The organism is Pseudomonas sp. NPDC087615 (genome assembly GCF_044743445.1).
Taxonomy (GTDB): Bacteria; Pseudomonadota; Gammaproteobacteria; order Pseudomonadales; family Pseudomonadaceae; genus Aquipseudomonas; species Aquipseudomonas baetica_A.
In genome coordinates, this window is sequence record NZ_JBIUWM010000022.1 from 22725 (window position 1) to 44005 (window position 21281).

General features: G+C 58.7%; 16 protein-coding genes and 1 pseudogene (1 of these 17 only partly in view). 13 read left to right on the forward strand and 4 right to left on the reverse strand.

Annotation, left to right across the window (positions count from 1 at the left end):
* The 8 genes and pseudogenes from ACIOU6_RS13090 to ACIOU6_RS13125 all read left to right on the forward strand — a co-directional run.
* Nucleotides 1–1274, forward strand: a pseudogene (locus ACIOU6_RS13090) (ABC transporter substrate-binding protein); it begins 363 nt to the left of the window's first position.
* A gap of 301 nt (nt 1275–1575) precedes the next feature.
* Nucleotides 1576–3174: an ABC transporter substrate-binding protein gene (locus ACIOU6_RS13095; protein ID WP_221730066.1), complete on the forward strand. Its 1599-nt coding sequence runs from the start codon at nt 1576–1578 to the stop codon at nt 3172–3174.
* Nucleotides 3175–3352: 178 nt separating this feature from the next.
* Nucleotides 3353–4774, forward strand: coding sequence for an OprD family porin (locus tag ACIOU6_RS13100; RefSeq protein ID WP_221730067.1), 1422 nt, complete (start codon nt 3353–3355; stop codon nt 4772–4774).
* A 78-nt stretch (nt 4775–4852) separates the two neighbouring features.
* On the forward strand, nt 4853–6448 hold the full coding sequence (locus tag ACIOU6_RS13105; RefSeq protein ID WP_401136765.1) for an ABC transporter substrate-binding protein: 1596 nt from the start codon (nt 4853–4855) through the stop codon (nt 6446–6448).
* A gap of 73 nt (nt 6449–6521) precedes the next feature.
* On the forward strand, nt 6522–7532 hold the full coding sequence (locus ACIOU6_RS13110; protein ID WP_221730069.1) for an ABC transporter permease subunit: 1011 nt from the start codon (nt 6522–6524) through the stop codon (nt 7530–7532).
* A gap of 12 nt (nt 7533–7544) precedes the next feature.
* A complete protein-coding gene (locus ACIOU6_RS13115; protein ID WP_221730070.1) occupies nt 7545–8471 on the forward strand; it encodes an ABC transporter permease subunit in 927 nt (308 codons plus the stop codon).
* 10 nt (nt 8472–8481) lie between these two features.
* On the forward strand, nt 8482–9450 hold the full coding sequence (locus ACIOU6_RS13120; RefSeq protein ID WP_221730071.1) for an ABC transporter ATP-binding protein: 969 nt from the start codon (nt 8482–8484) through the stop codon (nt 9448–9450).
* A complete protein-coding gene (locus ACIOU6_RS13125; RefSeq protein ID WP_401136769.1) occupies nt 9450–10430 on the forward strand; it encodes a peptide ABC transporter ATP-binding protein in 981 nt (326 codons plus the stop codon). Before ACIOU6_RS13120 ends, ACIOU6_RS13125 begins: the two co-directional genes overlap by 1 nt.
* Nucleotides 10431–10740: 310 nt before the next feature.
* Here ACIOU6_RS13125 and ACIOU6_RS13130 read toward each other — a convergent pair whose 3' ends face one another.
* The 3 genes from ACIOU6_RS13130 to ACIOU6_RS13140 form a co-directional block, all read right to left on the reverse strand.
* Nucleotides 10741–11001 carry a hypothetical protein gene (locus ACIOU6_RS13130; RefSeq protein WP_401136772.1) on the reverse strand — a complete coding sequence of 87 codons (261 nt, stop codon included), beginning with the start codon at nt 10999–11001 and terminating at the stop codon, nt 10741–10743.
* Nucleotides 11002–11181: 180 nt separating this feature from the next.
* Complete coding sequence (locus tag ACIOU6_RS13135; protein ID WP_401136774.1) at nt 11182–12384, reverse strand: MFS transporter; 1203 nt, start codon at nt 12382–12384, stop codon at nt 11182–11184.
* 650 nt (nt 12385–13034) lie between these two features.
* A complete protein-coding gene (locus ACIOU6_RS13140) occupies nt 13035–14618 on the reverse strand; it encodes a peptide chain release factor 3 (protein WP_401136777.1) in 1584 nt (527 codons plus the stop codon).
* A gap of 358 nt (nt 14619–14976) precedes the next feature.
* Here ACIOU6_RS13140 and ACIOU6_RS13145 point away from each other — a divergent pair, with 358 nt between their 5' ends.
* From ACIOU6_RS13145 to ACIOU6_RS13160, 4 genes are read left to right on the forward strand one after another with little or no spacing between them, the layout of a single operon-like run.
* Nucleotides 14977–15666 (forward strand): ABC transporter permease, encoded by a 690-nt coding sequence (locus ACIOU6_RS13145; RefSeq protein ID WP_221730083.1) that lies wholly within the window; start codon nt 14977–14979, stop codon nt 15664–15666.
* 20 nt (nt 15667–15686) lie between these two features.
* Complete coding sequence (locus ACIOU6_RS13150; protein WP_221730076.1) at nt 15687–16580, forward strand: glycine betaine ABC transporter substrate-binding protein; 894 nt, start codon at nt 15687–15689, stop codon at nt 16578–16580.
* Between the two features lie 14 nt (nt 16581–16594).
* Nucleotides 16595–17248, forward strand: coding sequence for an ABC transporter permease (locus ACIOU6_RS13155; protein ID WP_221730077.1), 654 nt, complete (start codon nt 16595–16597; stop codon nt 17246–17248).
* Nucleotides 17245–18402 carry a betaine/proline/choline family ABC transporter ATP-binding protein gene (locus tag ACIOU6_RS13160; protein ID WP_401136781.1) on the forward strand — a complete coding sequence of 386 codons (1158 nt, stop codon included), beginning with the start codon at nt 17245–17247 and terminating at the stop codon, nt 18400–18402. The genes ACIOU6_RS13155 and ACIOU6_RS13160 overlap by 4 nt, the downstream gene beginning before the upstream one ends.
* Before the next feature lie 53 nt (nt 18403–18455).
* Here ACIOU6_RS13160 and ACIOU6_RS13165 read toward each other — a convergent pair whose 3' ends face one another.
* Nucleotides 18456–19253, reverse strand: coding sequence for a hypothetical protein (locus ACIOU6_RS13165; protein WP_401136784.1), 798 nt, complete (start codon nt 19251–19253; stop codon nt 18456–18458).
* 725 nt (nt 19254–19978) lie between these two features.
* On the opposite strand from ACIOU6_RS13165, the gene ACIOU6_RS13170 reads away from it, so the two are divergent.
* Nucleotides 19979–21142, forward strand: a complete 1164-nt coding sequence (locus ACIOU6_RS13170) for a type III PLP-dependent enzyme (protein ID WP_008088754.1) — start codon at nt 19979–19981, stop codon at nt 21140–21142.
* The last annotated feature ends 139 nt before the right edge of the window (nt 21143–21281 follow it).

The window sequence follows — 21281 nt, forward strand, 5'->3', positions numbered from 1 at the left end:
CCTTCAATCGCATGATTAACAAGGATGACCCGTTCCGTAAGGCGTACCCGACTGAATTCCCGTACTTCACCGACATGGGGATGGACACCAACATCACCAAGATCGATAAAGTCGACGACCACACCGTCAAGTTCACGCTCAAAGAAGTGGATGCTGCGTTCATCCAGAACATGGCCATGAGCTTCGCTTCGATCCAGTCCGCCGAGTACGCTGCCAAGCTGCTCAAGGAAGGCAAGGCTGCCGACATCAACCAGAAGCCGATCGGCACTGGGCCTTTCGTGTTCAAGAGCTACCAGAAAGACTCCAACATCCGCTACACCGGGAACAAGGACTACTGGAAGCCTGACGATGTGAAGATCGACAACCTGATCTTCGCCATCACCACCGACCCGTCGGTACGTATTCAGAAGCTGAAAAAGAACGAGTGCCAGATCACCCTGTTCCCGCGTCCAGCCGACCTGAAAGCCCTCAAAGAAGACAAGTCGCTGAAAATGCCTGACCAGGCCGGCTTCAACCTGGGCTACATCGCCTACAACGTGATGGACAAGGTCAAAGGCAGCAACGAGCCAAACCCTCTGGCTGACCTGCGTGTGCGCCAGGCGCTGGACATGTCGGTGAACAAGCCGCAGATCATCGACTCGGTTTACCAGGGCGCTGGCCAGTTGGCCGTCAACGCCATGCCACCGACCCAGTGGTCTTACGACACCACCATCAAGGACGCCAAGTACGACCCTGAGAAAGCCAAAGAGCTGCTCAAGGAAGCCGGCGTCAAGGAAGGTACCGAGATCGTGTTGTGGGCAATGCCGGTACAACGTCCGTACAACCCGAACGCCAAACTGATGGCTGAGATGCTGCAGTCGGACTGGAAGAAGATCGGTCTGAACGTCAAGATCCAGAGCTACGAATGGGGCGAGTACATCAAGCGCTCCAAAGGTGGCGAGAACCAGGCCATGATCATTGGCTGGAGCGGTGACAATGGTGATCCGGACAACTGGCTGAACGTGCTGTTCGGTTGCGACTCGCTCAGCGGCAACAACTTCTCCAAGTGGTGCGACAAGAAGTTCGACGGCCTCGTCAAGGAAGCCAAGCGCACAACCGACCAGGCCAAGCGCACCGAACTGTACAAAGAGGCGCAACACGTCCTCAAAGATGCAGTCCCAATGACACCTATCGCTCACTCGACGGTGTACCAACCCATGCGCGCCAACGTGCAGGATTTCAAGATCAGCCCATTCGGCTTGAATTCCTTCTACGGCGTCAGCGTCAGCAAATAAAAAGACACAGCGGCGACGTTTCCAGCGTCGCCGCTGTTTTTTTCTGCCGATCAGCTAGGAATTTGCCTACAACCATTTCCGCCTGGTCTTACCAGAGTGGTACAGGCTGTGTTGCCTTTTCCTACGAGTCTTTAGGACTCAACGCATTTACTGCCAGACCCACGGCCCCTACCGTCGGGTTCTGACCAGTGACTGTGTGGGCTAACGGTTTGCTGTCCGCACTGGTTTGAGCTTGATGCAGCCACAACGTCCCCGGATGGGATCGCAGCGCATCGAAAAACACTAAAAAAGAGGGAGCGTCATGCGCCATACCTTGGTTTTTTCCGCTTTGCTGGGCGCCGGCCTGTTGGCCGCCACGTCCGCCAGTTTCGCCGCCCCCAAAAGCCTGGTGTTCTGCTCCGAAGGCAGCCCGGCGGGTTTTGATACCGCGCAATACACGACGGCCACCGATAACGACGCCGCCGAGCCGCTGTATAACCGTTTGGTCGAGTTCGAAAAAGGCGCGACCAATGTCGTCCCAGGTCTGGCTACCAAGTGGGATATTTCCGAGGATGGTCTCAAGTACACCTTTCACCTACGTGAAGGTGTGAAATTTCATACAACGCCTTACTTCAAGCCGACCCGCGATTTCAACGCCGACGACGTGTTGTTCACGTTTAATCGCATGCTCGATGCACAACAGCCCTTCCGTAAGGCTTATCCGACCGAGTTCCCGTATTTCAACGGGATGAGCCTGAACAAGAACATCGCCAAGGTCGAAAAGACCGGGCCACTGACCGTGGAGTTCACGCTCAACAGCGTTGACGCCGCGTTCATCCAGAACATCGCCATGAGCTTCGCCGCCATTCTGTCCGCCGAATACGCCGACAAGCTGTTGGCCGAAGGCAAGCCGAGCGACATCAACCAGAAGCCGATCGGCACCGGCCCGTTCGTGTTCAAGAGCTACCAGAAAGACTCGAACATCCGTTACACAGCTAATAAACAATACTGGGACCCGAGCCGGGTAAAGCTCGATAACCTGATTTTCGCGATCAACACCGACGCCTCGGTGCGCGTGCAAAAGCTCAAGGCTGGCGAATGCCAGATCACCCTGCATCCACGCCCGGCCGATGTCGAGGCGCTGAAGAGCGATCCAAAACTGCAACTGATCTCCAAGCCGGGTTTCAACCTCGGCTACATCGCCTACAACGTGCGCCACAAACCGTTCGACCAGCTCGAAGTGCGTCAGGCGCTGGACATGGCTGTGAATAAACAGGGGATTCTCAACGCCGTTTACCAAGGCGCCGGCCAACTGGCGGTCAACGCCATGCCACCGACCCAGTGGTCTTACGACGATACGATCAAAGACGCTGCCTACAACCCGGAAAAAGCCAAAGAGCTGCTCAAGGCTGCCGGCGTAAAAGAAGGCACCGAGATCACCCTGTGGGCGATGCCGGTACAGCGTCCGTATAACCCGAACGCCAAACTGATGGCCGAAATGCTCCAGGCTGACTGGGCCAAGATCGGTCTGAAAGTGAAGATCGTCAGCTATGAATGGGGCGAGTACATCAAGCGCACCAAGAATGGCGAACACGACGTCAGCCTGATCGGCTGGACCGGTGACAACGGTGACCCGGACAACTGGCTCGGCACGCTGTACAGCTGCGATGCCATTGGTGGCAACAACTACTCGATGTGGTGCGATCCGGCTTACGACAAGCTGATCAAAGAGGCCAAGGTCGTCACCGACCGCGACCAGCGCACCGCGCTTTACAAACAGGCGCAGCAGTTGCTCAAGCAGCAAGTGCCGATCACGCCTGTCGCCCACTCGACGGTCAACCAACCGTTAAGCACGCGGGTTGAAGGGTTCAAGGTGAGCCCCTTCGGTCGCAACGTGTTCTCGGGCGTCAGTATCGATTAACCCAACCGATTAGCCGCAATGCTGAGGGGGGCCGTCTATCCCCCTCATGCAAGCGCTTTGCCGAAATTCGCCAATCCGGCCTTTGGCAAACGTTTGCGATGTGTGATTGAGTTCTAAACCAAATAGCCGGACGACCAAAAAAAGACCGGTATAAAAAGAAAGTAAAGGAGCTTCACCCATGAAACTGAGCAGCACCGCGATACTGGCTTTGGCCATCAGCAGCATCACCGCCACGGCGTATGCAGAACCTGTCAGTCAGGAGTTCGTCCCGACTACCCTGGCCGGCAGTAGCGCCCAAAGCGAGGCCAAAGGCTTTATTGATGGACAGAGCCTGGGCGGCACAACCCGTAACTTTTATGCCAATGAACTGAAGCGTCGTGACGACAGTTTCAGCTACGTGAAGAACAGCGACAAGAACACCACGCCACAGGTCAGAACCAAAACCCCGCGTCGTATCAACTGGGTTCAGGGCACCATCGTCAACTACACCTCGGGCTTCACCCAAGGCACCGTTGGCGTGAGCACTGAAGTGGCCGCCTACAACGCCATCGTTCTGGATCGTGACCGTAAGGACATCGCTGGCGGCTCCAACCGCACCCTCGCCGACTCCGACGGCGACGCTGTCGGCCAATGGAGCAAACTGGGTCTGGCCAACGTCAAGTTCCGCGTATCGAACACCACCCTGACCGCCGGTCGCCAGAATTTCAGCACGCCGATCGTCGATGTCATCGGCAACCGTCCGCTGCCTTCGAGCTTCGAAGGTATCAGCCTGCACAGCGAAGAATTCAGCAACCTGTCGTTTGACCTGGCCGGTTTCGACCGCGTCTCGCCACGTACCGAACAGAGCCTGTCGAAATTCCGTTCCGAGTACTCGGCCACTGGTGTTGAAACCGACAAGGTTTACACAGCCGGTTTGAACTACCAGCCGCTCAAGAGCCTGAAAACCAGCCTGTATGTCGCGAACGTTGAAGACTTCTGGAACCAGTACTACTTCGGCGCCACCCACGAACTGGGTGACAGCCAGGTCCTGAGCCTGACCACCGGTCTGAACTACTACAAGACTGTCGACGAAGGCAAAAAGTTGATGGGCAACATCGACAACGACACCTACTCGCTGTCGCTTGGTCTGACTCACCAGGCACACAGCCTGACCTTCTCGTACCAGGAAGTGAACGGTAACGAGTACTTCGACTACCTGCACGAAACCAACGGCATCTACCTGGCCAACTCCCTGCTGTCGGACTTCAACGGCCCGAACGAGAAATCCTTCCAGATCGCTTACGGCTTGAACATGGCTGAATACGGCGTACCGGGCCTGAAGTTCAACATCTACCAGGCGCGCGGCTGGGGCATCGACGGCACTCACTACCGTGGCACGGCTTACACCGATCCAGGAGCCAAGCGCGGCGACCTGAGCCTGATGAATGGCGAGAGCCACTATGAATACGGCGTCGGTGCTTCTTACGCCGTGCAGAGCGGCCCGCTCAAGGCCACCGCTATTCGTGCGACGTACACCACTCACCGCGCCAGCGAGCACCAGGCTGACGGCAACATCAACGAGTTCCGTCTCGTGACCACCATCCCATTCAACATCCTGTAAAAAACGCTAACCGACGGCTGACTCATGAAGAGTCGGCCGTTCGGTTTTTTGTCTTCAACCGATTGCAGAGGGTTATCGATGAAAATGCTTCCCCTACGTGCGGCCGTTGCTGCCGCGTTGTTGAGCGCCGCCATCGGCGTCTCGGCCAAACCCTTGGTGGTCTGCACCGAAGCCAGTCCGGAAGGCTTCGACATGGTCCAGTACACAACTGCAGTCACAGCCGACGCGGTGGCCGAAACCATCTTCAACCGGCTGGCGGACTTCAAGCCCGGCACCACCGAAGTGATACCGGCGCTGGCCGACTCCTGGGACATCAGCGATGACGGTCTGACCTACACGTTTCACCTGCGCAAAGGCGTCAAGTTTCACACCACCGATTACTTCAAGCCGACTCGCGACATGAACGCCGACGACGTGGTCTGGAGCTTCCAGCGTCAGCTGGACCCGAATCACCCGTGGCACAAACTGTCGAGCGTGGGCTTCCCATACTTTGAGAGCATGGGCTTCAAGGAACTGCTCAAAAGCGTAGAAAAAGTCGACGACAACACGGTCAAGTTCACCCTGACCCGCCGCGAAGCGCCGTTCCTGGCCGACCTGGCCATGGCGTTCTCCTCGATCTACTCGGCCGAATACGCCGACCAGTTGCTCAAGGCCAACAAGACCGGCGACCTGAACAGCAAGCCGATCGGCACCGGCCCGTTCATCTTCCAGCGTTACGCCAAGGACGCTCAAGTACGGTTCAAGGCCAACCCGGACTATTTCCGTGGCAAGCCACCGGCCGATGCGCTGATTCTGGCGATTGCCACCGACAACAACGTGCGCCTGCAAAAACTCAAGGCCAACGAGTGCCAGATTGCGCTGTATCCGAAGCCGGATGACATCCCGAGCATCAAGAAAGACAGCAACCTGAAAGTCGCCGAACTCGACGCGATGACCGTGTCGTATATCGCCATGAACACCCAGCACAAATACATGAGCGACGTGCGGGTGCGCAAAGCGATCGACATCGCCTTCGACAAAGAAGCCTACGTCAACGCGCTGTTTGGCAAAGGTAACGCCACCGTCGCAGTCAACCCGTACCCGCCAACGCTGCTGGGCTACAACCATGACTTGAAGAACCCGCCTCGCGATCTCGACAAGGCTCGCGCCCTGCTCAAGGAAGCCGGTGTTCCAGAAGGCACCACGTTTACCCTGTTTACCCGCAACGGCGGCGGCCCGACCAACCCCAACCCGATGCTCGGCGCGCAGATGATGCAGGCTGACCTGGCGAAAGTCGGGATCAAGATCGACATCCGCGTGATGGAATGGGGCGAAATGCTCAAACGCGCCAAGGCCGGTGAGCACGACATGGTCTCGGCCGGATGGGCGGGCGACAATGGCGACCCGGACAACTTCCTGACGCCTATGCTCAGTTGCGAGGCGGCCAAGAATGGCGAGAACTACGCGCGCTGGTGCAACGAGAAATTCCAGGCTCTGCTGGATGAAGCACGGGCTAAAGTAGATCCGGCCGAACGCGCGAAACTCTACGAGCAAGCCCAGGTCCTGTTTAATCAGGACCAACCGTGGATCAGCATGGCCCACACCCGGATGTTCACTGCAATGCGCAACAACGTAGAGGGCTACCACATCAGCCCTCTGACAACTAATAACTTCGCCACCACCCAGGTGAAGTAGATAAGAAACGCCCGGCCTCCCTGAGCCCAGGGAAGCCGGGTACGCCTAACCGGCTGATGAGGTACCACACAAGATGTTTAGTTTTATTGCCCGCCGACTGGGGTTGTTGATCCCCACGTTTTTCGGCATCACCTTGCTGACTTTCGCGTTGATTCGCATGATTCCGGGCGACCCCGTGGAAGTGATGATGGGCGAACGTCGGGTCGATCCCGAAATGCACGCTCAGGCAATGGAACGCCTAGGTCTGAACAAACCGCTGTATGCCCAGTATCTGGACTACATCGGCAAACTGGCTCACGGCGATCTCGGCGAATCCCTGCGTACACGCACCAGCGTCTGGACCGAGTTCACCTCCCTTTTCCCGGCGACCCTGGAACTGTCCATGGCCGCCCTGCTGTTCGCCGGCATTCTGGGCCTTTTGGCCGGGGTGATTGCGGCACTCAAGCGAGGATCCCTGTTCGACCATGGGGTGATGGGCATCTCCCTGGCGGGGTATTCGATGCCGATCTTCTGGTGGGGCCTGATCCTGATCATGTTCTTCTCGGTGAGCCTGGGCTGGACACCGGTGTCCGGGCGGATCGACCTGCTTTACGACATCGAGCCGCGCACCGGCTTCATGTTGATCGACACGCTGCTGGCCGATGACGTCGGCGCATTCTTCGACGCGCTGCATCACCTGATCCTGCCGGCCATCGTGCTGGGGACCATTCCGCTGGCGGTGATCGCGCGGATGACCCGCTCCTCGATGCTCGAAGTCCTGCGTGAAGACTACATCCGTACTGCCAGGGCCAAAGGCCTGTCGCCGGCACGCGTGGTGTTCGTCCACGGTTTGCGTAACGCGCTGATTCCGGTCCTGACCGTGGTCGGCCTGCAAGTCGGCACGCTGCTGGCCGGTGCAGTTCTGACCGAAACCATCTTCTCCTGGCCCGGCATCGGTAAATGGCTGATCGAAGCCATCGGCGCCCGGGACTACCCGGTTGTGCAAAACGGCATCCTGTTAATCGCCTGCCTGGTGATTCTGGTCAACTTCGTAGTGGACATCCTCTACGGCTTTGCCAACCCACGCATCCGTCATCAGCGCTGAGGTCAATTACCCATGAGCACTCCAACTTCCTCAGCAGCCACCGCCGCGTCCGACGTGGATCAAAGCCTGCTGTACCCGTCACCGTACAAAGAATTCTGGCAAGCCTTCTCCAAGAACAAGGGCGCAGTTGCCGGTTTGCTGTTCATGCTGCTGATCGTCTTCTGCGCGCTGTTCGCGCCGTGGGTCGCACCGCATAACCCGAGCGAGCAATACCGTGACTTCCTTCTGACGCCACCGTCGTGGCTCGAAGGCGGGCAGATTCAGTTCCTGCTCGGCACCGATGAACTGGGTCGCGACCTGCTGTCGCGTCTGATCCAGGGTTCGCGCCTGTCGCTGCTGATCGGTTTGTCTTCGGTCGTGATGTCGTTGATCCCGGGCATCCTGCTGGGTCTGTTCGCCGGTTTCTTCCCCAAAGTCCTCGGCCCGACCATCATGCGTTTGATGGACATCATGCTGGCCCTGCCGTCCTTGCTGCTGGCGGTGGCGATTGTCGCCATCCTCGGCCCTGGCCTGATCAACACCGTGATTGCGATTGCTGTGGTATCGCTGCCGTCCTACGTGCGTCTGACCCGTGCCGCCGTCATGGGCGAACTGAACCGCGACTACGTGACCGCCGCGCGCCTGGCCGGTGCCGGGCTGCCACGCCTGATGTTCATCACCGTGCTGCCCAACTGCATGGCACCGCTGATCGTACAAGCGACCCTGAGCTTCTCCTCGGCGATTCTCGATGCCGCCGCCCTGGGCTTCCTCGGCCTTGGCGTACAACCGCCAACCCCTGAGTGGGGCACCATGCTGGCCTCGGCCCGCGACTACATCGAACGCGCCTGGTGGGTGGTGAGCCTGCCTGGTTTGACAATTTTGCTAAGCGTGCTGGCAATCAACCTGATGGGCGACGGTCTGCGCGATGCGCTGGACCCGAAACTCAAGAACGCCGCCTGAGGAGATTCCCATGTCACTGCTAGAAATCAAGAATCTCAACGTTCGCTTCGGCGACAAAACCGCCGTGCCGGTGGTCGACGGCCTCGACCTCAAAGTCGACAAGGGCGAAGTACTGGCGATCGTGGGCGAGTCCGGTTCGGGCAAATCCGTGACCATGATGGCCCTGATGGGCCTGATCGAGCACCCGGGTATCGTCACGGCCGACGCCCTGAATTTCGACGGCAAGAACATGCTCACCCTGAGCAACCGCCAGCGCCGGCAGATCGTCGGCAAAGACCTGGCGATGGTGTTCCAGGACCCGATGACCGCACTGAACCCGAGCTACACCGTCGGTTTCCAGATCGAAGAAGTGCTGCGCCTGCACCTGAAAATGTCCGGCAAGCAAGCGCGTAAACGTGCCATCGAACTGCTGGAAAAAGTGGAAATCCCGGGCGCCGCCAGCCGTATGGACGCCTACCCGCATCAACTGTCCGGCGGTATGAGCCAGCGCGTCGCCATCGCCATGGCGATTGCCGGCGAGCCGAAACTGCTGATCGCCGACGAACCGACCACGGCACTCGATGTAACCATTCAGGCGCAGATCATGGATCTGCTGCTGGCGTTGCAGAAAGAACAGGACATGGGCCTGGTGCTGATCACCCACGACCTCGCGGTCGTGGCTGAAACCGCCCAGCGCGTGTGCGTGATGTATGCCGGCCAAGCCGTTGAAGTCGGTCAGGTGCCACAACTGTTCGACATCCCGGCGCACCCGTACAGCGAAGCGCTGCTCAAGGCGATTCCGGAGCACAGCCAGGGCGCCGAGCGTCTGGCGACGCTGCCGGGCATCGTCCCGGGCCGTTACGACCGTCCGCAGGGTTGCCTGCTGTCGCCGCGCTGCCCGTACGTGCAGGAAAGCTGCCGCGCGCAGCGTCCGACCCTTGACCCGAAAAGCCACAGCCTCGCCCGCTGCTTCTACCCGCTGAACCAGGAGGTGGCGTAATGGCCGTCGTACTTACCGCCCGCGACCTGACCCGTCACTACGAAGTCTCCCGTGGCCTGTTCAAGGGCCAGGCGACCGTGCGCGCGCTTAACGGCGTGTCGTTCGAACTGGAAGCCGGCAAGACCCTCGCGGTTGTCGGCGAGTCGGGCTGTGGCAAGTCCACCCTCGCCCGCGCCCTGACCCTGATTGAAGAGCCGTCGTCCGGCTCCTTGAAAATCGCCGGCCAGGAAGTGGCCGGTGCCGACAAGGCCCAGCGCAAACAACTGCGCAAAGACGTGCAGATGGTGTTCCAGAGCCCGTACGCGTCGTTGAACCCACGGCAGAAAGTCGGTGATCAGCTCGGCGAGCCGCTGCTGATCAACACCAACCTGTCCGCCGCCGAACGTCGCGAGAAAGTCCAGGCGATGATGAAGCAGGTCGGCTTGCGTCCCGAGCACTACCAGCGTTATCCGCACATGTTTTCCGGCGGTCAGCGCCAGCGGATCGCCCTGGCCCGAGCAATGATGCTGCAACCCAAAGTGCTGGTGGCGGACGAACCGACTTCGGCGCTGGACGTGTCGATTCAGGCGCAGGTGCTGAACCTGTTCATGGATCTTCAGCAGGAGTTCAACACCGCCTACGTGTTCATCTCGCACAACCTGGCGGTGGTGCAACACGTGGCCGATGACGTGATGGTGATGTACCTCGGTCGCCCGGTGGAAATGGGTCCGAAAAACGCCATCTATGATCGTCCTCTGCACCCGTATACCCAAGCTCTGCTGTCGGCGACCCCGACGATTCACCCGGATCCGGACAAGCCGAAAATCAAGATCGTCGGCGAATTGCCCAACCCGCTCAACCCGCCCGCAGGCTGCGCGTTCCACAAGCGTTGCCCGTATGCGACCGAGCGTTGCAGCACTGAAGAGCCGGCCCTGCGCGAGCTCGACAACCGGCAGGTGGCGTGCCACTACGCCGAGCAGTTCCTCGACGGCGCGGCGTAAGCAAATCCAGAGGCAAATGCAAAAACCGGTGGAAACGGGCTTGCTCGCGAAGGCGGTGGTTCAGTCAATATTTGTGTCGACTGACACACCGCTTTCGCGAGCAAGCCCGCTCCCACAGGGGATTTGAGTTGCAGGTCTGTACGCGTCAGCAAAACCCAGCGACGACGGCGCGGCATCCGCAAATCCAGAGGCAAATGCAAGCCCGCTCCCACAGAGAGGGTGTTGGACTTAGAGTCAAAGTGTTAACCAAACCCCTTCCGCTTCGATTGCGCATCAGTCGAGGAAGAAGGGGTTTTCTTTTGTCTGCAATTTACGTCTGGCTGTCGCCTTCGTCACCGTCGTCGGTATCCGGCTCGTCGGTGGTCGAATCATCATCGCCTTCGCTGCCGCCCTGGCCTTTATCACCGCCCTCAGAATCAGACTTGGCCAGCATCAGCCCGCTGTGCCCCACCTGCCCGCTGAAGGCCTGGGCATCGTGATCCTCGCACTCGGCCCAAGCCGTCGCGGTGCCGAGGGAGAACATCACCATCACTTTCAACAGCAGCAAAACGCGTAGCAATCTGTTTTTCATGATCGATTCCATCCTCTGCGGGTGAGACAAACATGCCGATCCGGCGATGAATGAAATCTAGTTCCGATCCGCCGGGTTCACCAGACAAGACACTAATCAGCCGGCAGAAATACCCTCGGCACAAAGACTGGTTTCGAATAACGCCAATAGCCGGAGCCGCTAGAGGACGCCGGCCTGCCCTTAAGGCGCGTCCGAGACGCGTGTGCGAGTGGCCTGATAAATCAGCGGGATGGCCAACAGCGCCAGCGTCGCACTGACCAGCCAGACACTGTGCCCGCCAAAGTATCCGTACATTTGACCGCTCAGCACCGGTGATACCAGTGCGCTCGCACTCCAGCTCATGAAAAACAGACCGAAGTACTGCCCGCTTTTGCCACTCTGTGCATGCTGCATGACCAACACATTGAGCGGCGGCATGAACAGCGCTTCGCCCAGTGTCCAGACCACCGTCGACAGGCAGACGAAAAACAGTCCGGAGCCCAACGGCAACATGCCCAGCCCGATAGCCAGCAACAGACTGCCGGCCACCAGTTGCCGCCGCATGCCCCACCGTTCGCCCCAATGGGACAGCGGAATCTGCAGGGCCACGATCAGTATCGCGTTGAGCGCGAACTGCCAGCCGATGGCTTCTGTGCTCAAGTGGTAGTAGTCACGCAGATAGTTGCCCAGCGTGCTGTAGACGGTATCGAACGCCATGCCGAGCAAGACCGCCGCTGCCAGTAACCAGAGAAACGCCTTGTCGCGATACGCAGAGGATGAGCCGGAGCCCGCGTCGGCTGACGCCTCAACGATCAGCACCGGTCGACGCCAGGTCGTGCGGACAAACCAGAGCAACGCCAGTAGCGTCATCGCCGCACTGGCGAAAAACACCGAGCGAAAATCCGTCTGCGCCAACACCCCGCCAGCCACCCCGGCAGCGGCCATCCCGAGATTTCTCGCGACCCGGCTCAAAGCTTGCGCACGCGAACGCTGCGCAACCTCGCAATACTCCATGATCAACCGTTGATGCAGGGTGCGGATCGCCCCGTCGAGCACACCGCTCAACAGCAATAACGCCGCAAGCCACGGCACGTCGGTGACCAACCCCAACAGGATCAGGGTCCATACCGACAGGAAAAACAGCGCCGCCGTGAGCCGCGCCGTGGGAAAGCGATCACTGAGCAACCCACCGACCATCGAACCGATCAACAGCCCCGCGCCGTAACCGGACAGCAGCCAGCCCACGGTTTCAATTGCCAGCCCCAGTTCCTGACGCAGATACAAGGCCATGAACAGCTTGACCATGCTGCTGAGGCGATTGATGAACAGCAGCGCCGCGAGCACCCAGGCCATTACGCCGAAATAGCCATTGATTCGCAGCAGGTGAGTCAGCCGACTTGTCATTCCTTTGACCTCTCAAAGCGACTTTCGCAAACCTGAGACACTAACGGTCAGCTCGCGGATTGTCGCGCTCAAGTATGTCGAGATCACAAAAAACGGAGTCGCCCTACAGCCCCATGCAGGTGCAACCTTCGGCAGCTCAGGTAGATTGAATGCACTCAGTCAGAAAATGGTCGGCCATCAGGCCGCCTTCGCGAGCAGGCTCGCTCCCACAAAAAAGCATGAGCAGAACGCGTATCCCCTCTGCTCCTCACCACTCAACAGGATGAGCGTTAGCTCGGCTGCAGCTCTTGATCTTGATCCACGGGCGACGTCGGAAGGCTGAGTGGAGGGATTGATCCGGGGATGGGAGCGCAGCGACCGTTTGGCGAAGCCAAACACATCGAGAGGAGGTGCAGCGCAGCAAACCGGAGGCGATGCCCCCCGGATCAATCCCGCAGCGAAGGAACCCCGAGCCCCAGCGAGCGGGCCGCACGTAGGAGCAAGCGTTTTTTTGCTTACTTTTTTTAGGCGTTTGTAAAAAAAGTGAGTCGCCGTAAGGGCGAAACCGTCAGCCGCAACACCCGCAGAAACGGATATACACCCAAACCAACCAAGCAAAAAAAGCCCCCTAGGCATACACCTAGGGGGCTTTGGACAAAACAATTCAGCGCTTAGTGATGCTCACGCGTCGCACGGAATTTCACATCCGGCCAGCGCTCTTCCATCAACGCCAGGTTAACCCGCGTCGGAGCGAGGTAAGTCAGGTGACCACCGCCATCGACTGCCAGGTTTTCCACAGCTTTGTTGGAGAATTCCTCAAGCTTCTTCTTGTCGTCGCATTCAATCCAGCGCGCCGAGTAAACAGTGATCGGCTCGTACGAGCACTCGACCTTGTATTCCTCTTTCAGGCGGCTGGCGACCACGTCGAACTGCAGCACACCGACGGCACCGAGAATGATGTCGTTGCTGCGCTCCGGGAAGAACACCTGGGTCGCACCCTCTTCAGCCAACTGCTGCAGGCCCTGACGCAGTTGCTTGGATTTCAGCGGATCACGCAGACGTACGCGACGGAACAGTTCCGGGGCGAAGTGCGGGATACCGGTGAAACCGAGGACTTCGCCTTCGGTAAAGGTGTCACCGATCTGGATGGTGCCGTGGTTGTGCAGACCGATGATGTCGCCGGCAAACGCCTCTTCCAGTTGCTCACGCTCGGAGGAGAAGAACGTCAGGGCGTCGCCGATGCGCACGTCCTTGCCGGTACGCACATGGCGCATCTTCATGCCTTTCTCGTACTTGCCCGAGCAGATACGCATGAAAGCGATGCGGTCGCGGTGTTTCGGGTCCATGTTCGCCTGGATCTTGAAGATGAAGCCCGAGAACTTCTCTTCGACCGGTTCCACGGTGCGCTCGTTGGCCACGCGTGCCAGCGGGCGCGGCGCCCAGTCAACGACGGCGTCGAGCACGTGGTCGACACCGAAGTTGCCCAGCGCGGTACCGAAGAACACCGGGGTCAGTTGGCCGTCGAGGAACTCTTGCTGATTGAACTCGTGGCAGGCGCCCTGTACCAGTTCCAACTGCTCGGTGAAGCGGTCGTACTCGTCGCCCAGATGCGCGCGCGCTTCGTCGGAGTCGAGCTTCTCGATGATCTTGGTTTCGGTGCGTTCGTGACCGTGACCGGCGGTGTAGACAATGATGTAGTCGTCGGCCAGGTGGTACACGCCTTTGAAGTCGCGGTAGCAACCGATCGGCCAGGTGATCGGCGCCGCCTTGATCTTCAGAACGGCTTCGATTTCGTCGAGCAGTTCGATCGGGTCGCGGATGTCACGGTCGAGCTTGTTGATGAAGCTGACGATCGGCGTGTCTCGCAGACGGCAAACGTCCATCAGCGCAATGGTCCGTGGCTCAACACCCTTACCGCCGTCGAGGACCATCAAGGCCGAGTCCACTGCCGTCAGAGTGCGGTAGGTGTCTTCGGAGAAGTCTTCGTGGCCCGGGGTGTCGAGCAGGTTGACCATGTGATCGCGATACGGGAACTGCATGACCGACGTGGTAATGGAAATACCCCGTTGTTTCTCCATCTCCATCCAGTCGGATGTCGCATGGCGGTCGGATTTACGGGATTTCACCGTACCGGCCACCGCAATCGCCTTGCCCATCAACAGGAGCTTTTCGGTGATCGTGGTTTTACCGGCATCGGGGTGGGAAATAATGGCGAAAGTGCGGCGTTTCGCGACTTCGGCGGCCTGGTTGGTCATGGGAAATCGCCTGGCGGTGATTCAAAAAAGGGCCGCGATTATAGCCCAAGTCCAGACAATAACCGAACCGTTGAGCACATCAGGGGTGGCCAAATGCTGTCTCAGATGGGAACCTTTTGAAGCACGGAGACGTCCATCCCCTGTTACGACATTGCGTCAGGGGCTGAAAAATCAGCAAGTTAGCCTGACGAGGCTGCGCTCATGGCTCGCTTTCAGACCGTTTTTTGCCGGTGCTGAGGGAGCTGCTTCTCGCGAACGTTCTTTCCCGGCAGCCAAGGTTTGGCCTGCCACGCAGGATGGCGTTCGCCGACTAAAAAAAAGGAGTCCGCCTGTGGCTATCCGCTATGGCAAAGGGCTGATGGGAGGTGCGGTGGTGATCGCGCTCCTGGCCCTGCTGGTCCACTGGATCGGCATCAACACGATCGAACACTACCGCGACGATTTGTTGTTTTACCTGCAAGCTCATCTGATTCTTGTCCTCGCTTCAATGCTGGCTGCCCTCGTCGTGGGCATCCCCGCTGGCATCTTCCTCAGTCGCCCGAACATGGTCGGCCGCGCTGAACGCTTCATGCAGATCTTCAACATCGGCAACACCGTGCCACCGCTGGCCGTGCTCGCGATTGCCCTGGGGATTCTGGGCATCGGCAGTGGCCCGGCGATCTTCGCGCTGTTCCTCGCGTCACTGTTGCCAATTGTGCGCAACACCTACGAAGGCCTGAAAAACGTTCAGGGTTCACTCAAAGAAGCCGCCGTCGGCATCGGCATGACCCCGCGTCAGGTGCTGTGGAAAGTCGAGTTGCCCAACGCCGTACCGATCATCGTCGGTGGTGTGCGTGTGGCGCTGGCGATCAATGTCGGGACAGCGCCGCTGGCGTTCCTGATCGGCGCCAACAGCCTTGGCAGCCTGATCTTCCCGGGTATCGCGCTGAACAATCAGCCGCAACTGCTGCTCGGCGCCGCGTGTACCGCCTTACTGGCGCTGCTGCTCGATGGCGCTGTCACCCTGGGCAGTCGACTCTGGCTCGAACGCGGCTTGCGCCCGTCTTAAGCCTCGGCAAAGGAATCTTCATGAAACGACTTAGCTTGATTTTAGGCTGCGCCCTGCTGTTCGCAGGAATCGCCCAAGCCGCCGACAAACCGGTTATCCGCATTGGCGCCCGGGTGTTCACCGAACAAACCCTGCTGGCGCAAATCACCTCGCAGTACCTGCGCAGCAAAGGCTACGACGCGCAAATCACCGGTGGGCTGGGTAGCAATCTGGCGCGCAGCGCTCAGGAAAGTGGCCAACTGGACATGCTCTGGGAGTACACCGGTGTGTCGCTGGTGTCCTACAACCATGTCACCGAAAAACTCGACAGCGAACAGTCCTACGCTCGGGTGAAAGAACTCGACGCCCAAAAAGGCCTGACCTGGCTCACGCCGTCCAAATTCAGCAACACCTATGCACTGGCCCTGCCGAAGAAAATCGCCGACCAGTACCCACAGATCAACAACATCAGCGAACTGAACACCGTGCTGCGGGATGAGGCCGAGGCCAATCACCTGGTGGCTCTGGACACTGAGTTCGCCAACCGCTCCGACGGCCTGGACGGCATGGTCAAGCTCTATGACATGAACCTGACACGCGAGAACACCCGCCAGATGGACGCCGGTCTGGTCTACACCGCCCTGCGCAATGGCCAAGTGTTCGCCGGTCTGGTGTACACCACGGACGGTCGCCTGAGCGCCTTCAATCTGAAATTGCTGGCGGACGACAAGCATTACTTCCCGGACTACACCGCCGCGCCCGTGGTGCGCCAGGCCTATCTGGACGCCCACCCGAAACTGGCCGGGCAACTCAAGCCGCTGGCCGAACTGTTTGATGACGAAACCATGCGCCGGCTCAACGCGCGGGTCGATGTCGATCATGAAAGCCCATCCGCTGTTGCCGCTGATTTCCTGCGCCAACATCCATTGAATTGAAGGGAGGAAACGTCATGGAATTCTTGAACGCCTTTTCCCATCTTGACTGGCAGCAGGTGTTGCACCTGACCTTGCAGCACATTTCTCTGGTGGGGATCGCCGTCAGTCTGGCGATTGTCGCCGGTGTGCCGCTGGGCATTCTGATGACCCGCTTTCCGAGCCTCGCCGGCCCTTTACAGGCCAGCGCCACAGTGCTGCTGACCGTGCCGTCGATTGCCCTGTTCGGCCTGCTGTTGCCGTTCTACTCCAAGTTCGGCCAAGGCCTGGGCCCGATGCCGGCGATCACCGCGGTGTTCCTTTATTCACTGCTGCCGATCATGCGCAACACCTACCTCGCCCTGACCGGCGTCGAACCGGGCATCCGTGAAGCCGCACGCGGCATCGGCATGACCTTCGGCCAGCGCCTGCGCATGGTCGAGTTGCCGATTGCGGTACCGGTGATCCTCGCCGGTGTGCGTACTGCCGTGGTGATGAACATTGGCGTGATGACCATCGCCGCCACCGTCGGCGCCGGCGGTCTCGGTGTGTTGATCCTTGCTTCCATCAGCCGCAGTGACATGTCGATGCTCATCGTCGGCGCGCTGCTGGTCAGTCTTCTGGCGATCTTCGCCGACCTCCTCCTGCAGTGGCTGCAACGCGCGCTGACTCCAAAAGGACTCCTCAAATGATCGAACTTCAAAACCTCAGCAAGACCTTCCAAAGCAACGGCAAAGATGTCAAAGCCGTGGACTCGGTGAGCCTGACCGTCAATGAAGGCGAAATCTGTGTGTTCCTCGGGCCATCGGGTTGCGGCAAAAGCACCACGCTGAAGATGATCAACCGCCTGATCAAACCGACCTCGGGCAAGATCCTGATCAACGGTGAAGACACCACCGACCTGGACGAAGTGACTCTGCGCCGCAACATCGGCTACGTGATTCAGCAGATCGGTCTGTTCCCGAACATGACCATCGAAGAGAACATTGTGGTGGTGCCGAAGCTGCTCGGCTGGGACAAACAGAAATGCCACGACCGCGCCCGCGAACTGATGAGCATGATCAAGCTTGAGCCCAAGCAGTATCTGCATCGCTACCCGCGTGAATTGTCCGGTGGCCAGCAACAGCGCATCGGCGTGATCCGAGCACTGGCAGCGGACGCACCGCTGTTGCTGATGGATGAGCCGTTCGGCGCGGTCGACCCGATCAACCGCGAGATGATCCAGAACGAGTTCTTCGAGATGCAGCGCGCGCTGAACAAGACCGTGATCATGGTCAGCCACGACATTGACGAAGCGATCAAACTCGGCGACAAGATTGCGATCTTCCGCGCCGGCAAGCTGCTGCAGATTGACCATCCGGATACCCTGCTCGCGCACCCGGCAGATGACTTCGTGAGCAACTTTGTCGGCCAGGACAGCACACTCAAACGCCTGCTGCTGGTGAAAGCAGAAGATGCCGCGGACAACGCGCCGTCGGTGAGCCCGGAAACCCCGGTGGCCGATGCGCTGGAGTTGATGGACGAGCATGACCGTCGTTACGTCGTGGTGACTTGTGCCGAGAACAAGGCGCTGGGTTATGTGCGTCGCCGCGACCTGCACCGCCAGACCGGCACCTGCGCGCAGTTCCTGCGTGAGTTCAACGCCACGGCGGCGTATGACGAGCATTTGCGCATCCTGTTGTCGCGCATGTATGAGTTCAATCGTTCGTGGTTGCCGGTGATGGACGCGGAACGGGTGTTCCTGGGCGAGGTCACGCAGGAGTCGATTGCCGAGTATCTGAGTTCCGGCAAATCCCGCGGTGGCAAGACCAGCATCATCTCCCCCGCCGAGACAGCGCTGGCCTGATAGAGCGCTGATGTGCCGTGCCCTGCCAGAGGGGCACGGCACAATTGAATGGATCAGGAAGAGACGGCCTGGTCACCGGCAATGAACTCGAACCGCACATCAGCCGATGGCGTCTGGGGCAGCGTGATCCTGATTGCCGGAATCCAGATACCTGTCTGGTTCTTGAAATCCTGCTGGTCATACTGCGCACCGGCCTTGCCGGCGTCACCGATGTAGAACACAGCCTCGATTGGCAACGTCGTGCCCAGATTCTGCCCCCACTTGGCCAGCCGGAACTCGTTCTGCGTATTGAAGGCGAACGTGCCGCCCATCCCCTGGGCCTTGATTGCCTCATTGAAAGCGGTGGTGGCTGCCTGATTCAAATCGTCGCTCACATCAAAGCCGCACAGATGCCCGTATTTGTTCGTTTGCTGATTGTAATGCGCGATGTATTGCGCGGCCGTATTGATCCCTTGTGACTGGCAGGGTCGACTGGAAACTATTCCCGGACTTTGACCGCAGCCCTGATCTGCGCGCGGGGTCGTTGCACCGTCCACCGGAAAGAAACAAAGTATCTCCGGTTCTATTTTACCCACGGGTTTGAAAAAGTACGGATACAAGATAAATCCGTTGTGATAACCGAAGACCAACTTGCTGAACTTCGCATCCGCCCGCAAATAGGAAAAAGACACGCCGGTAGACGTTGGATTAGGGTTCCAGAAATGAAACTGTGTGGAGTGTTGAGTGGCTCTCAACATGACCCCGGAACACAGGAATGCCGGGGCTGAAGGGTTATTTCGGCACATGTTCAGCTTGTTGTGGTAGGCCTCCGTGAGATAGGCGGCAATCTGTGGCCCGGTGCCGGCGCCCATCACCCCAGTCGATGCGGTCCCGAGCACTTCCTCTCGCGATACGGGAGCAGACGGCTGAACCACTTCGTGAGTGGCACAACCTGACAGAGTCAATACAACTAGCCACAGTAATATTCTGTTCATCCTTGTTACCCCAGCATCCGCTTGAATTGATAGACAGGCGCACTCCCCCCATCATGCAAACGGGTCGACGGAGCCATTTCCAATAACAAAAAATACTGTGCTCGCCGATCACCAGACTTTCTTTCAGAACTAATCGGCACCCTCATCCTAGAAAAAAAACCGCGCCTAAACACCTGTCAGAAATACTAGTCCTGACGGTTGTCTCAAGGCTTTTTCGGAATTAAACGTCTGTGACTTATTTCCGTTTTTTCCAGCCATACCAACTACGCAAATCCATGCTCGAGGGAACATCAGCCTGTCATGTCGGTCGGTTACATCAGTACCGGAGGAAGACCGCACGACGGAAGCGTGCAAAAACGCGACATTTTTTGTTGATCTCAGGCCCCTCACGCCCTAAAGTTCGCGCCGAACGTCCATGCTGGAAACGATCCATCCGGCTCAAGTACTGACGACGAGACAGCAAGGCCAAGGGCAGCATCGGCGCCCGTGGCCTTTTTGCTTTCGGCGACATGCCTTGGGAAGTAGGCGAACCAAAGTGGGGATACGGAGGACGTTCATTTGCACCCATTGTTTTTACTTGTTTGCCCATAGGAGCTCCCAGCATGTCGATCCAGGTCGAAGACTATTTCGCGCGCGCTACATTCGACAAAATGAAGGCGTTCGCCGACAAACAGGAAACCCCGTTCGTGGTGATCGACACCGCGATGATCAGCCAGGCCTACGATGACCTGCGCGCCGGTTTCGAATTCGCCAAGGTCTACTACGCGGTCAAGGCCAACCCGGCCGTCGAGATCATCGACCTGCTCAAAGAGAAAGGTTCGAGCTTCGACATCGCCTCGATCTATGAGCTGGACAAAGTGATGGATCGCGGCGTCAGCGCCGACCGTATCAGCTACGGCAACACCATCAAGAAATCCAAGGACATCCGCTACTTCTATGAGAAGGGCGTGCGTCTGTTCTCCACCGACTCCGAAGCCGACCTGCGCAACATCGCCAAGGCTGCACCGGGCTCGAAAGTGTATGTGCGCATCCTCACCGAAGGCTCGACCACCGCTGACTGGCCCCTGTCGCGCAAATTCGGCTGCCAGACCGACATGGCCATGGATCTGCTGATCCTCGCTCGCGATCTGGGCCTGGTGCCTTACGGCATCTCGTTCCATGTGGGTTCGCAGCAGCGCGACATCAGCGTTTGGGACGCGGCGATCGCCAAGGTCAAAGTGATCTTCGAACGCCTGAAAGAAGAAGACGGCATTCACCTGAAGCTGATCAACATGGGCGGTGGCTTCCCGGCCAACTACATCACCCGCACCAACAGCCTGGAAACCTACGCTGAAGAAATCATCCGTTTCCTGAAAGAAGACTTCGGTGATGACCTGCCGGAAATCATTCTGGAGCCGGGCCGTTCGCTGATCGCCAATGCCGGCATCCTGGTCAGCGAAGTGGTATTGGTCGCACGTAAATCGCGCACCGCCGTCGAGCGCTGGGTGTACACCGATGTGGGCAAGTTCTCCGGCCTGATCGAAACCATGGACGAGGCGATCAAGTTCCCGATCTGGACCGAGAAGAAAGGCGAGATGGAAGAAGTGGTCATCGCCGGCCCAACCTGCGACAGCGCCGACATCATGTACGAGAACTACAAGTACGGCTTGCCGCTGAACCTGGCGATTGGTGATCGTCTGTACTGGTTGTCCACCGGTGCGTACACCACCAGCTACAGCGCGGTTGAGTTCAATGGCTTTCCGCCGCTGAAATCGTATTACGTGTAATTGTTGAACCGGTAATGCGAAAAGCCCACGACGTGTCGTGGGCTTTTTTGTATGTCCTGATGCAATCACTGTGGGAGCGTTCTTGCTCGCGAACGCTTAGTATCAGTCTCCATCACCCGCAATGATCCACCGCATTCGC